The following is a 14,298-nucleotide window of genomic DNA, read 5'->3' on the forward strand; positions in this document are numbered from 1 at the left end:
TGGTTCCACTATCAGTGTCACAAACCAAAAGATTTCTTGTCAAGTCGCGTTTCCCATTTGACCGTTTCTTCGTTCTTTCGGACAATGGAAAAGAGAGGATGTGTTGAAATGAACGCTGCGACGTTCCAATCTTTTTACCTGTTATTGAAAAAAACGAAACCCCCGGTCGGATTATTATCCGCCGCTGTTTCCGTCTCCGTCATCCAAGCGCTGGCTGCCCTCGCCATTCCTTGGTTCTTAAAGACGTTGATTGACGGTTTTACAGTCGATCGACTGACTCCGCAGCTGATCAGTTTATTTGTGATCGTCTTCGTCGTCCAAGTCGTCGCGAATGCTTTATCCATCTATTGGTTACAGATCGTCGGTCAACGAATCGTCGCCAATTTGCGGACGCTCCTATGGAAACACCTGTTGACCTTGTCGATTCCGTTCTATGATGAGACGAAATCTGGCGAGCTCGTCTCGCGACTCAACAGTGACGCTACGACACTCCAGCAATTGCTGTCGGAGCAACTCGTCCGCCTGCTGACATCACTCGTCTCGATCATCGGGGCGATCACGATCCTATTCTTCCTCGACTGGCAGATGACACTCGTCATGGTCATCGCTGTACCCGTGACGTTACTAATCATCATCCCGCTCGTGCGGAAGCTGCATAAGATATCTCGTGAGACTCAGAAAGAACTCGCGGGATTATCTGGTTTTTTTGCCGAGATGCTCGGCGAAGTCCGACTCGTCAAATCGCAAGCGACTGAATCCTATGAGCTCGACCGTGGGAAAACTCGCATCGAGAATCTTTATGGCTATGGCGTCAAGGAAGGGCGCATCCAAGCCCTCTTGTTGCCGATCTTTAACGTCACCTTGACGACGATGTTGATTTTGATCATCGGCTTTGGTGCCTATCGCGTCGCGACGAACCAGATCACGGCAGGTGAACTCGTCGCCTTCTCACTCTATTTGTTCCAAATCATGACGCCACTCGTGACGATGACTGAATTCATCACGAAGTTACAGAAGGCTCGCGGGGCGACAGAACGAATCATCGAACTTCTCGATGAGACACCGGAAGCACCGGGAGCGCTTGTTGCGCCGCGTCCGTTTACGGACGTCACGGTCGATCACTTGTCATTCGGATACAATGAGACGCCAATCCTCCAGGATGTCAGCTTTACGTTACCACGCGGCAAGACGACAGCGATCGTCGGTCCGAGTGGATCCGGGAAGACGACATTATTCGCGATACTGGAGCGATTCTATCAACCGACGTCCGGGCAGATTCGACTCGGAGATCAACCCATCGCTGATTTGACGCTATCGTCTTGGCGCCAAGCGATCGGTTATGTCGCCCAAGACTCCCCTGTTTTATCAGGAACGATCCGTGACAATCTCGTCTACGGTCTTGCAGAAGACGTCAGTGAAGACAAAATCCGTGAGGCTGCACGGATGGCGAATGCCGATGCGTTCATTGAACGTTTTCCGGAAGGGTATGCAACTGAAATCGGAGAACGGGGCGTCAAGTTGTCTGGTGGTCAACGCCAACGGATCGCGATCGCACGTGCACTCCTCCGAGACCCTGAAATTCTATTGCTGGATGAAGCCACGTCAAGCCTCGACTCTGAGTCCGAGCGGGTCGTTCAGGAAGCACTCGAGCGATTGATGGTCGGACGGACGACGTTCGTCATCGCCCATCGTCTCGCGACAGTTCGTCATGCCGATCAAATCATTGTCCTTGAAGATGGTCGGATTTCCGGCATTGGGACACATGATCGTCTTGTCGTCGACAATCCATTGTATAATAAGCTCGTAACGCAACAATTCATCGGCACGGAACGTGCAAGGGGGAATCACGTATGAAGACAGTCGGTTTCATCGGATTAGGTGTCATGGGACAAGGCATGGTCCGCAATCTGCGCAAGGCAGGTTTTACAGTCAAAGGATATAATCGCACGAAAGAAAAAGGACTCGTCCTTGAAGCAGATGGTGTCGAGATCGTCGATACGATTCAAGACGTCGTCACCGATGTCGACGTCGTCATCTCGATCGTCGGTTATCCGCAAGACGTCGAGCAGATCTACTTCGAAGACGGAATCCTCGATCATGCGGCACCAGGAACGATTCTGATCGATATGACGACATCCAGTCCGGCTCTTGCAGAACGAATCGCGAAGGAAGCGGCAGCACGCGGTCTTCAGGCACTTGACGCACCTGTCACAGGTGGTGACCTCGGCGCGAAGAACGGAACACTCGCCATTCTCGTCGGTGGGGAAGAAGCGGCTTTCGCACAAGCGAAGCCCTTATTCGAAGCGATGGGAAAATCGATTTCACTCTTCGGTGGTCCTGGTAAAGGACAATCGGCGAAACTCGCGAACCAAATCGCGATTGCCGGCTCGATGATCGGAACAGCGGAGATGCTGTTGTTCGTCACGCGGTCCGGGATTGACCCGACGCAATTCATCGAGACGATCAAATCTGGTTCTGCCGGTAGCTGGAGTCTTGAGAACTTGATTCCGCGCGTCATCGCTGAAAACTACTCACCTGGTTTCTTCGTCAAACACTTCATCAAGGATATGCGCCTTGCCCTTGAGCGAGGAGCTGAGATGGGCATCGCGACACCTGGTCTCGCACTGACGAAGGATTTATATGAACAACTTGCTGAGCTGGGTCACGCCGATTCCGGTACACAAGCGCTTTATCTGTTGCTCGCCGAACGTTCACGCGCTTCGGTAGAATGAGCAAAAAGCCTGTACACTACGTCTACTGACGTAATGTACAGGCTTTTTTCGTTCATCCCTCGACGGATGATTGACGTGTTGGTTTCAAGCGTTCATAGAAGTGTGCCATCGTCGTATCGAAATATGGCGTCAAGAAGATGACACCCACAGTACTAAGTAGTGCGAGGATACCCCAGCCGATGAAACTCAAGTAAAGCATGATCAATTCACGCTTATGCCCTTTCATCATCCGACGGCTCTCGCCGAGTACTTGCCAAAACGACAATTCTGGTCGGTCGACCAAAATGTACGGGACGAGGCGATACGCTAGATAAAAGTACAATGCCGGTAAAATCAAAAATGATCCGACATACACCAATACCGTCACAATCGCGTAAGCGGCAATCGTTCGAAAAGCACGTCGAAACGAAGAAAACCCTTCGAATAACGTTCCGATACCGGCAGACTCCCCGCGTGTGAAGCGTAAGTAAGCAATCGTTCGTCCAACCGTCACCGGAGCAAGGACGATCGTTACGACCATGTTCAGTCCAATGAAACGGACCATGCTGTCGATGTCATCTTGGTCAAAGGACATCCGGCTTGCTGCAAGCGCAAAGATAAGGAAGTAGATGATCGAGATGCTTAGCCCGACCAGCCAACGTCCTTTTAGTGTACCAAGGGCGTCTTGTTTTAATTGTTTAGGGTTCATGTCGTACTCCTTCATTTCCACTATTTCCATCTTTGATTCTAGCGTAGTCCCGTTGAAAAACCTAGTTATCCCGCTCTGCTTTTCAAACGCGTCACGGAATCGTCGAAAATCCGTCACGAACACATACAAAAAAATCCATTTCTCTCATCTCATAAGATTTGAAAAATGGATTCGTGCGGTATAGGATTAGCGCAGAAGTCGCGTCAATGCCTCAACACGTTCTTTTTGAATGATACCGTCTTGTAAGACAGCGGAACCCACATGTAGTTCCGATGCCTTCGTCGCCTCAATAAGTGCTTCCGCATTCTCAAGCGTAATCCCGGAACCTGGTAAGATAATTAAGTCCGGATGGTCCTCGATCAAGCGAGCGATTGTCTCTTTTCCTTCTAACGCCGTCGCTTGACCACCCGACGTCAAGATCCGGTCGACTTCTGGAAAATCAGCGAGCACTTCTGCCGCTTCGAGAATATCGCGACTACTGTCGATTGCTCGGTGGAACGTCAATGACAGTTCCCCTTTATGTTTGATGATTCGACCAAGGAATCCTTCGTCGACGCGACCGTCTGCGGTCAATGAGCCGACGACGATCCCGGCAGCACCGAGTTCTCGGATCAAGTCGATATCCGTGATGATCGTTTCTTCGTCTGATTTCGAATAGACGAACGACTTACTATGTGGTCGAACGAGGACGTGAACTGGAATCTCGACCGTCGAGACGACTTGACGAATCAGTCCATAGCTCGGCGTCAACCCACCTTCGGATAATGCGGAAACGAGCTCGATCCGGTCCGCTCCGGCTTGTTCTGCTGCGACCGCTTCTTCTACGGTCGATGCGATGATTTCTAACATGATACATCCCTCCCGCATCAGTGTATCATGAGACGACCATCCAGTTCACGCGTTCGTTGAACAGTTTCATCTCCCACGATGGTGGATAGGAGGCTGGACTGAGGACGATCTTCGCACGTCGGAACTCTGCCACCTTATATTTACGATTGCCCTGGAATTCATCATTCGCCAAAAAGGCATAAACGTCTTTCGTACAACTGATGACGGCTTTTTGAATCAGCGAGGATTCAATATCATCGCTGACGAAGCCACGCTCGATTTCGGCACCGTCAAACGATAGAAAACAGGCATCAAAAGCGTAGGCATCGAGCGCCTGCAAGACTTCGACTCCGACCGTCTGCCCATAGGCATCGACCGTCCCACCAAGTAACCGAATTTCACCTTTGAACGGTCCCGTCTTGCGGCACTGCTCCAAGTGACTAGCGACCACTAGTGAGTTCGTGACGATCGTCGCGTTCCCCGTTAAATACGGCAACAGATGCTCGACCGGCTCGCCTCGACCAAGAAAGATACAGGAATAATCGCTGAGCCATCCTTTCGCATAACGCGCTAAACGGCGAGACAACTGATCCGTCCGACGCGAGATCGGTGTTTCTCGTTTTCCTCCTTGATAGATGGCACCGCCATAGACGCGCTTCAACTGCCGTTCCCGTTCGAGCTCCTCTAAGTAGCGTCGTACCGTTTCTCCTGAGACATCGAGACGTTCGATCAAATCCTTCGTCATGACTTTCCCTTCCTCTTCCAGCCATTCCATGATGCGTGATTTCCGCTCTTCTCCTAACAACGACACGTGCGCTTCCCCCTTCACAGACAAGTTCTAGTTCTAGTGTATCGAACGTCTGTAAAGGTCTTGTAAATCCGATGTAAATAAACGTGTAGTTCCTATGAAATGTCGTTGAATTCGTCCGTTATCCGACTTTTTCCACAAACAAAAGACGCACCCGCATCTCAATGAACGAGATGTAGATGCGTCTTAATGACTCATTCAGACGGTTTCTTTGCAAAGAGTGGAATCTTAGACTCTGTACCTTGGCGAATCCGTTGGATGTTCTCGCGGTGCTTGAAGATGACGAACAAGGCAAGAACCGTAAAGAACGTCGGAACGATCCAGTCGTTCGTCAAGACACCAATCGTGATGGAAACAACGATTCCGACACTTGCTGCCACGATTGAACTGAGCGACACCATCCGGCTCAGACGAAGTGTCGTCAAAAAGGAAACGAGCAGGAAGATGAACAGAACAGGGCTCGTCACGAGCAACATCCCTCCGGACGTCGCAACTGCCTTTCCGCCTTTGAACTTCGCGAAGATCGGATAGATATGACCGATGACAGCTGCTAGTCCAGCAAACAACGGATGTATATCTGCTCCCATCAAGATGGGAACGAGACTTGCGACGGCTCCTTTTCCGAAATCACCGATCAATACGATGATTCCCGCCTTTTTTCCCAAGACACGGAACGTATTCGTCGTTCCGAGATTCCCGCTACCGTGTTGGCGAATATCCATCCCATGTCCCCACTTCCCGACAAGAAGTGCGAACGGTATCGAACCAAGCAGATAGCCAAGAACTAAAATCCCTATGATTTCAATCATAGTCAACCTCCAACCTCTTAGTGACCGACTTTCATATATTCCTCAAGAGTCTGTCCGTTATTTTTAATTTGTGTCGCGACATCGACACCGACATAACGAATGTGCCATGGCTCATACGTATAGCCTGTCCGTGATTGGAAGCCACGATCGTAGCGCACGATGAAACCATATTTCGCTGCGTTATTCGCGATCCATTTTCCTTCTTTCGTATCACCAAGGGCAGCCGTCAATCCGTTACCAACGCTTGGTGCCGAAATATCGAAAGTGAGACCCGTCTGGTGCTCACTGTGACCAGGACGTGCTGAATATTGATCAGCAGCAGCCTTGCCATCACGTGCGACATAATTATTATACAATACTTTTTGACGTTCGCCTGAACGGAATCCACTGACAGCGTTCAATGTCACGCCTTCTTTTTTAGCAGCGGCAAACATCTTCTCCATCTGTTTCGCAGCTGGCGCCCGCATGTAGCTTTGCTCAAGTACACCTGAGTATGAGAAGCTGACGTTTGGTACGACAAGATCTGATGGTTTGTAGTCGATTGGCAAGCTGTATTTTTTATTGACGACGACAAGATTACCAAGTGATAAATCCGCTTTGGCTTCTGCTGATTTATCGACGTCCGGTGTCTCATCTTCTGGTTTCGACGGTTTTTCTTGTTCTGGATCCTGAGATGAACTATCCGGTTTATCCGTCGATTCGTCTTTTTTGTCCTCCGTCTTGTTCTCTGAAGCTGGTGTATCGTCTTTTTGTTCTTCTTCTTTTTTCGTCTCATCCGAAGATTCTTGATCTTCTTGCGTTGCCGCATCAGACGAATTGTCTTCTTGTTTTGCATCTTCTGACGTATCGTCTTTTGTTGTTTCGTCTGCTTTGTTTGTTTCTTCTTTATTCGTGTCTTTTGCTGTGTCTTCTTTTTTCGTTTCGTCGTTTGATTGTTTTGTCTCATCTGATTTCTGTTCCGTTTTCGTTGTATCATCCGCTTGTTGATCCCCAGGATTACATCCTGCAAGGAGAAGCGCTAACGTACTGACGGTTACGATTTTTTTCATGAGTAAGACCCCTCTTCTTTTTATGCTTCTCTATGTTACCGCTAATCGTTCCATCCGTCGAGTCTACTTCCGACAGATAGAGTAAGTCCCTACCTTACTTCAGCTTCTTTATTTTCGCAAATGATCCTGACTTTGTCATCGGTCGTTAGTACCAAGTGCTAAATTTTACTGTTCAGACTGAAAAAAGAAAAAGCGGAACCGATTCACTAAATCGATCCCGCTTTCATTGTATCTTACGCCTCCGTCAACAGAGCTGCATCCGTTTCGCTCATCTTCTCATAGATGGCGTGCCAGTTCGGGAATACCTTCGGCAAGCGAATCGGTCGGAAGTTTTCCTTCTTGACGACGACGTGTGTCGTTTTCGCCGATACTGCAAGCTTCCCGTCCGGATGTTTGACCATATAACCATAAATTGTCCGTAATCCATCGTAATGATCAATCCAGACCGTGACGACCGCTGTATCACCATACGTCAACGAGCGTTTGTAATCGAGATTGACATTCGTGACCGGGGAGACATATCCCGCATCTTCCATCTCTTTGTAATCAAGACCCAAAGACTGGATCAATTCCGTCCGTGCGAGTTCCAAATAGACGAGATAGTTCGAATGATAGACGATGCCCATCATGTCCGTCTCGGCGTAGCGGACAGGTATTTCAATCGTGTGCATGTAGCTTCCCCCTTAAAAATCCTCTTTTTCAAGATAGGACCATTCTGAACCGGATAAGCTAACTTTGTCAATTAATCGCATCGACTGCTTCGCGATCGCCTGTTCGACGATCGTGATCGCCGCTCGTGCGTTTCCGTTCGGAACGACATCAATCTTCTCGGTAAGCGTCAATCGTGCGTCCTCCGTCAGCTCGTATCCGAACCGTGCCGCGTATCCTTCAATGATTTGAATCAACTCGTCTGGCGAGTAATTCGGGAAGTGGAATGACCGTTTGAAGCGTGATTTCAGTCCTGGGTTACTTGCGAGCAAGGCGTTCATCTGTTGCTCGTAACCAGCAAGGACGACGACGAGATTGTCTTGATGTTTCGTCATCTCATCCACGAGCGTATCAATTGCTTCCTTTCCGAAGTCGTTCGCTCCACCATTTAATGCATACGCCTCATCGATGAATAAGACACCACCCAGCGCGTCGCGAATCGCGTCACGCGTCTTTTGCGCTGTTTGTCCGACGTAACCGGAGACAAGATCTGCCCGGCTGACAACTTTCAGATGTCCGCGTTTCAAATAACCGCATTGTCGTAACACATCAGCATAAAGCTGCGCGACAGTCGTCTTTCCGGTCCCGCTATTGCCGCTAAAGACCGCATGCAGTTCAACCGGCAAGACTTTATAGCCTGCTTCTCTTCGACGTTTTTGCATCGACAATAAGGCTTCAATCTGCTTGAGTTCGTCTTTGAGATCAGACAATCCGACGAGCGAAGCGATCCGCTCCTCAACGGTTGCGTCCGGTTCTTGTACCATCTCGAAATCTTCTTGTTCGAGTAAGGCAAAGTCTTCATGACTGGCACTCTCTCCAAGGCTCGCACCCTTCTTGAAGATGGCATCGAGCACGATATTGCGAACAGCGCGTCCGTTTCCGAAACTGGCGTCGACGCGTTCCCGCTCAAGCCGTCCGAGTAACGCCCGCTCTGCTTGTTCCGTCAAGACGTAATCGTTCGCGGTCGCGATCGACCGTCCGATGGCGAGCAGCTCCTGATCCGTATAGTCGGCGAGTAGATAATGATTGGATTCCGGGAAACGACTCCGGAGTCCAGGATTCGCCTTCAGGAAATCACGCATCTCTTCTGGGTATCCAGCAAGAACGACCGCAAATCGCCCTGCATATTCCCCACTCGTCATTGCTGCGACGAGCGTATCGATCGCAGCCTGACCATAATCGTTCCCACTTTGTCCGGCACGTTTTAAGGCATAGGCTTCATCGATGAAGAGCACTCCTCCGACGGCTTCGCGGACTTTACTCATGACCTGTTCTTCCGTCTGACCGACGAACGCACCGACAAGCGACGAACGATCCGTCTCGACGACTTCCGGTCGTTCGAGAAGTCCGAGCTCGTGATAGATCTTCGCCATCAGACGGGCAAGGGTCGTCTTCCCGGTTCCGGGGTTTCCCATGAAAATCATGTGTAGCGATGGTTGATCGCTCGAACGGTAACCATCTTCCGATCGTTTTTGTTGATACTTCAAGAAGCGATACATATGATGGACCCGTTGTTTGATGTCTTCGAGACCAATCATCGCGTCGAGTTCTTCGAGTGCTGAGCGTTCGACTCGTTTGCTTTCGACGGGGAGCAAAGCGACGACACGTTTGAGATCCTGGATCGTCGTCGCTTTCAGTTCCGTCATCTCGCGAAACGCTTCTCGGGAATAGAAACGCTCTTGTAGGCTGTCGACGAATGTCTGCGCTGTCTGTTCAAGCGTGGCACTCGAACGCAGTAATGCCGTTCCAGCTTCGAACAGTTCCGTCCAGCGACCAGCATCCAACCGACGCAGTCGTTCCGTCAGTTCGACGATTTGTTCCGTCTCCTCGACGATTTGACTTGCTTGGAGAATCAGTTCTTTCGTCGCTGATCGTTTGGCGTTCGCATTGTCCGTCTCGCGAATCGTCGGAAACGTATGCGCGACAAGGCGCTGATACGTACTTTGTAATTGTTGTTCCGTCAACAATTGCTCAAGACGAGCTGGCAAACGACCATGCTGACGGATTTCTTGCATCCAACTCTCAGCTAAGGCATCCAGTCGTCCCGTCATGATATAGCGATGTTCGACGAGTAACGCCAAGATGCGGACGAGTGCTTCCGTCTCTCCAAGCAACCGGCTACTTTGAGCATACCGTAAGGCGAGCACCTCCTCGACCTTCGCGCCCTCTTCCCACGCTTTGATTTGATTGAACATCTCCTCTTTCGAGAATGCTTCCATGTTGAACCTCCTGCGTCTCGAAAAAACCGACTTTGTCCGCTACCGTTTCGTAGCGTCATCGCCGGTCGTTTCTTGTTTATTTTGCTTTTAACCAATCCGGATCGAACGTATCGATCGTTTCAAAACTCTTCATCTTGACAGAGTAGAACAATTTACCGTTATTGCGTGACTCCGCACCGAGTACTTTCGAACGGTCGGAAGCGACATAATACGTTGCTTGTTCTTGATTGTTTTCTTTATCGAAGATCGATGGATATTGTTTGATCCATTCTTCTGGTACCGTGCTGGACGGTTCTTTTTTCACATACACGTCCGCTGCCATTCCGGCGATGTCCGCTTCTCCCTCGACTTGTCCAAAGTCACCTTTGTTAATGAAGGCGAGGATCTGTTCGTTGAAGCCACGTGAGAGGAATGGCCGCGGCGCACTGACACTTTTGCCCGCTTTCGTCTCGTTGACTAACTTCCCTGTCGCATCATACTCACGGAACATCGTCCCGTTCCAAATCGCAAGCGATCCTTTTGACGGACCGTCTACGACTTCTGTCCGGAAATGACCTTTGTCATTAAAGACGACTTCATACGTGCGTGATTCAAGTTCATCTTTTTTCGTCGCGAGCTTCTTCTCAACATATTGGATGCGTGTCATCGTATAAAACGGTTTGACCGTCGCGGCTTTTTCATCGCTTGCGGTCTGCGTCTTGTTCAAGAGATAAAAATTGTAGGCAAGGAGGATCGCCATTGCCACGATTGCTACTGCAATCCACGTGCTCGTTCGTTTCGTCATGCCATGTACACCTTCCTAGCTCAAGTCTCTATTCCTTATCATCGTATCGGTTTTATAAGGAGAATACAAAGGGTTTGTCCGAGATTTCACGATTTCTGACTAAATTCGTCAGACTTTTGAACAAATCAGAAAACGGTCAGGACGACAAAAAAAGGCGAACCGAATGAATTCGGTCCACCCTTGATTACGTTTACGCTTCCTTCGGTGTCAGCGAGACGATCATCGACTCATCGACCAAGTAATAGCTATGATGCGGCATTTCACGCAAATAGCCATCCTGAAACAACATCGCACAGTCGACTTGGAACGTTTTGCTATACGGTTTCAACGGGAGTTTCTTCACCCGATCAAAATAGCGATCAACGGCAACTTGGACATGATCCATCTCATAGACGAGTTCCCGGTCTTTTGCCTCCATTATGGTGAATGTCTCACGCGACATGTAAAACACTTGTGTCGAACGTGCTTTCAAATACGGCTCCAACTGCTTTAAGTCAATGCGTTGCTCATTATCTAGAAGCACTGTGCGATTCGTCCCTTTCGGTAGTTCGGATTCAAAGGCATGCGTCGCTTGTTTGACTTCATCAAGCGTCACGTCACGCATCGGCAACGGCTGGTCTTCCTTCGGTTGAAACCACTTCTTGAATCGGTTCACCTTTTTCCTCCTCTCGTCAAAAAAAGGTGGGGTTTCCCCCACCTTTGATTAGACAACTTATGCTTGTTGGAGACGCTCACGAAGGACCATTGGAAGGATCCCGCCGTGACGGTAGTAATCGATGTCAACTTCTGAATCGAAACGAGCGATCGCTTCGAATTCAGTGACTTTTCCATCTGCCGCTGTCGCTGTGACTTTAACGATGTCACGTGGACGAACAGACTCATCGATTGCGATGCTGATCGCTTCTTCACCTGTTAAACCAAGTGTTTCAGCTGTCGTGCCTGCCACGTATTGTAGTGGAAGAACACCCATCATGACGAGGTTTGAACGGTGAATCCGCTCGAAGCTCTCCGCGATGACGGCTTTGACGCCGAGCAAGTTCGTTCCTTTTGCTGCCCAGTCACGTGAAGAACCCATACCGTAGTCTTTACCAGCAAGGATGACGAGACCTGTGCCATCTTCTTTGTACTTCATCGCAGCATCGTACATCGCCATCGTTTCGCCTGTTGGCCAGTACGTCGTGAAGCCACCTTCTGTACCTGGTGCTACTTGGTTACGGATGCGGATGTTCGCGAACGTTCCGCGCATCATGATTTCGTGGTTACCACGACGTGAACCGTATGAGTTGAAGTCTTTTGGTGCAACCCCTTTGTTGACGAGGTATTGACCGGCTGGTGTCGTTTTCGAGAATGAACCAGCTGGTGAGATGTGGTCCGTCGTGACCGAATCAGCGAACTTACCGAAGACACGGAGTCCGTTGAGGGCTTCGACTTGACCAGCTTCCTTCGCCAAGTTCTCGAAGAACGGTGGGTTTTGGATGTACGTCGACTCACCGTCGAAGTCGTACTGATCCCCTGTTGGCACGTCAAGGTTGTTCCAACGTTCGTTTCCTGTGAAGACTGAATCGTATTCTGCACGGAAGCTTTCTGGTGTGACGACCGTGTTGATGATCGTTTGGATCTCATCACGTGACGGCCAGATGTCAGCGAAGAAGACTTCTTGTCCGTCTTTGCCTGTTCCGAGTGACGCGTTCATGATATCGACGTCGACTGTTCCTGCAAGGGCATACGCGACGACGAGTGGCGGTGAAGCCAAGTAGTTCGCTTTAACAAGCGGGTGGACACGACCTTCGAAGTTACGGTTACCGGAGAGGACAGACGAAACGAGTAAGTCTGAACCGAGGATCGCGTCTTCGACAGCGCGGTCGAGTGGACCAGAGTTCCCGATACATGTCGTACAGCCGTAACCGACCGTGTTGAAGCCGAGTTCGTCAAGGTACGTTTGGAGTCCTGATTTCTCGAGGTAATCCGTAACGACCTTCGATCCTGGCGCAAGTGATGTCTTGACGTATTTCGGAACCGAAAGACCGAGTTCGATCGCTTTTTTCGCGACGAGTCCCGCACCGATCATGACGTATGGGTTTGATGTGTTCGTACAGCTCGTGATCGCAGCGATTGCAACGTCACCCGTACGCATTTCAACTGCTTCGTCTTCGAACTGAACGACAGCGACTTTGTCCGCTTCTTCTTCCGCTAAGCCGAATCCAGCGTTTCCTTGTGGAGCCGTCAACGCTTTTTTGAATGATGTATGAACATCCGTCAAATCGATCCGGTCTTGTGGACGTTTTGGTCCAGCAAGGGCAGGAACGATCGTTGAAAGATCAAGTTCAACTGTTTTCGTGAATGTTGGATCTTCGTTTTGTGGCGTGTAGAACAAACCGTTTGCTTTCGAGTAGTTCTCGACTTTTTCGATCAATTCTTCATCGCGACCTGTCAGACGAAGGTACGTCAATGTTTCTGTGTCGACTGGGAAGAATCCACATGTTGCACCGTATTCTGGCGCCATGTTCGCGATTGTTGCCCGGTCAGAAAGTGACATCAAGTGGAGTGATGGACCGAAGAACTCGACGAATTTACCGACGACGTTCTCTTGACGGAGCATTTCCGTTACACGAAGGGCAACGTCTGTTGCTGTCGTTCCTGGGTGCATCTCACCTGTGATGCGTACACCGATGACTTCTGGTACTGGGAAGAACGATGGCTGTCCGAGCATGCCCGCTTCCGCTTCGATCCCACCGACTCCCCAACCGAGGACGCCAAGACCGTTGATCATCGTCGTGTGTGAGTCCGTTCCGACGAGTGTATCCGGGTACACATCAACTGTACCGTCTGCTGTTTCCTTTTCGAGGACGACAGATGCCAAGTACTCGAGGTTAACTTGGTGGACGATCCCTGTTGCTGGTGGTACGGCACGGTAGTTATCGAATGCCGATGTCGCCCAGCGAAGTAATTTGTAACGCTCTTCGTTACGTTCGAATTCGAGATCCATGTTTTCTGCAAGTGCTCCAGCAAAACCGTAAGCATCGACTTGAACCGAGTGGTCAACGACGAGGTCGACTGGTACTTCTGGGTTGATGACCGATGGGTCTCCACCGAGATCTTGCATGGCTTTACGAAGTGACGCGAGGTCAACGACCGTTGGAACACCTGTGAAATCCTGAAGGATAACGCGTGACGGTTTGAACGGAACATCGACATCGTTCGAAACTTGAGCTGTTCCCCATTTCGCCAAGTTCTCGACGTGTTCACGTGTGATCGAACGACCATCTTGTTGACGAAGTACTGACTCGAGTAGGACACGAATCGAGTATGGAAGACGTTTGACTTCCGTCAATCCGAGTTCTTCCAATTTTTCAAGACTATAGTACTGATAATTCTTACCGTTTGCTTCAAACGAACGGCGTGCGCCAAAGACATCTTGCGACACATCTGTTTGCTTCATGGTGATTCCCCCTTTAAGTGTTCACGACATCAAGCCCCTGATACCGCTTACTTGTACAGTTCTATCATAGTATAATATGGATTCCGTTACAATTTGAAAGAACAAAAGACTTTCGATAAGTTTTACTTATTGCCGATATTAGAAAATTATTCTGTTGTCCTGTTTTTCTCATATTTCCAGTCATGCGTTTCCATTTAGAATGTTCAGGGTACTTAAAAAGTGTAGTACGATATC

The 14,298-nt window shown here is 49.7% G+C and carries 12 protein-coding genes; 2 read left to right on the plus strand and 10 right to left on the minus strand.

Features of this window, described 5'->3' with window-relative positions; all coding sequences use genetic code 11:
• The first annotated feature begins 108 nt into the window (after window positions 1–108).
• Window positions 109–1,854, plus strand: a complete 1,746-nt coding sequence (locus tag B3G15_RS01695) for an ABC transporter ATP-binding protein (RefSeq protein WP_290714927.1) — start codon at window positions 109–111, stop codon at window positions 1,852–1,854.
• Window positions 1,851–2,732, plus strand: coding sequence for an NAD(P)-dependent oxidoreductase (locus tag B3G15_RS01700; RefSeq protein WP_023467807.1), 882 nt, complete (start codon window positions 1,851–1,853; stop codon window positions 2,730–2,732). The genes B3G15_RS01695 and B3G15_RS01700 overlap by 4 nt, the downstream gene beginning before the upstream one ends.
• 52 nt (window positions 2,733–2,784) lie before the next feature.
• Here the strand turns inward: B3G15_RS01700 and B3G15_RS01705 are convergent, their stop codons facing one another.
• The 10 genes from B3G15_RS01705 to acnA form a co-directional block, all read right to left on the minus strand.
• Window positions 2,785–3,420, minus strand: coding sequence for a DUF975 family protein (locus B3G15_RS01705; protein ID WP_050678317.1), 636 nt, complete (start codon window positions 3,418–3,420; stop codon window positions 2,785–2,787).
• A gap of 186 nt (window positions 3,421–3,606) precedes the next feature.
• The gene (locus tag B3G15_RS01710) at window positions 3,607–4,269 is read right to left on the minus strand and encodes a copper homeostasis protein CutC (protein ID WP_290714934.1); all 663 of its coding nucleotides are present in this window, start codon (window positions 4,267–4,269) and stop codon (window positions 3,607–3,609) included.
• A 25-nt stretch (window positions 4,270–4,294) separates the two neighbouring features.
• Complete coding sequence (locus B3G15_RS01715) at window positions 4,295–5,059, minus strand: DeoR/GlpR family DNA-binding transcription regulator (protein WP_047391234.1); 765 nt, start codon at window positions 5,057–5,059, stop codon at window positions 4,295–4,297.
• A 191-nt stretch (window positions 5,060–5,250) separates the two neighbouring features.
• A complete protein-coding gene (gene plsY / locus B3G15_RS01720) occupies window positions 5,251–5,865 on the minus strand; it encodes a glycerol-3-phosphate 1-O-acyltransferase PlsY (protein WP_029341281.1) in 615 nt (204 codons plus the stop codon).
• Between the two features lie 17 nt (window positions 5,866–5,882).
• Window positions 5,883–6,914, minus strand: a complete 1,032-nt coding sequence (locus B3G15_RS01725) for a M15 family metallopeptidase (protein WP_290714942.1) — start codon at window positions 6,912–6,914, stop codon at window positions 5,883–5,885.
• A gap of 233 nt (window positions 6,915–7,147) precedes the next feature.
• Window positions 7,148–7,585, minus strand: a complete 438-nt coding sequence (locus B3G15_RS01730; RefSeq protein ID WP_290714944.1) for an acyl-CoA thioesterase — start codon at window positions 7,583–7,585, stop codon at window positions 7,148–7,150.
• A 12-nt stretch (window positions 7,586–7,597) separates the two neighbouring features.
• A complete protein-coding gene (locus tag B3G15_RS01735) occupies window positions 7,598–9,841 on the minus strand; it encodes an AAA family ATPase (RefSeq protein ID WP_290714947.1) in 2,244 nt (747 codons plus the stop codon).
• Window positions 9,842–9,917: 76 nt separating this feature from the next.
• Window positions 9,918–10,625 carry a hypothetical protein gene (locus tag B3G15_RS01740; RefSeq protein ID WP_029341277.1) on the minus strand — a complete coding sequence of 236 codons (708 nt, stop codon included), beginning with the start codon at window positions 10,623–10,625 and terminating at the stop codon, window positions 9,918–9,920.
• A gap of 190 nt (window positions 10,626–10,815) precedes the next feature.
• Window positions 10,816–11,280 (minus strand): DUF3939 domain-containing protein, encoded by a 465-nt coding sequence (locus B3G15_RS01745; RefSeq protein WP_023467798.1) that lies wholly within the window; start codon window positions 11,278–11,280, stop codon window positions 10,816–10,818.
• A 57-nt stretch (window positions 11,281–11,337) separates the two neighbouring features.
• A complete protein-coding gene (acnA, locus tag B3G15_RS01750) occupies window positions 11,338–14,064 on the minus strand; it encodes an aconitate hydratase AcnA (protein ID WP_064300185.1) in 2,727 nt (908 codons plus the stop codon).
• Window positions 14,065–14,298: the final 234 nt, after the last annotated feature.

Origin of the sequence: Exiguobacterium sp. UBA1053, assembly GCF_002316465.1 — a bacterium.
GTDB classification, from domain to species: domain Bacteria; phylum Bacillota; class Bacilli; order Exiguobacteriales; family Exiguobacteriaceae; genus Exiguobacterium_A; species Exiguobacterium_A abrahamii.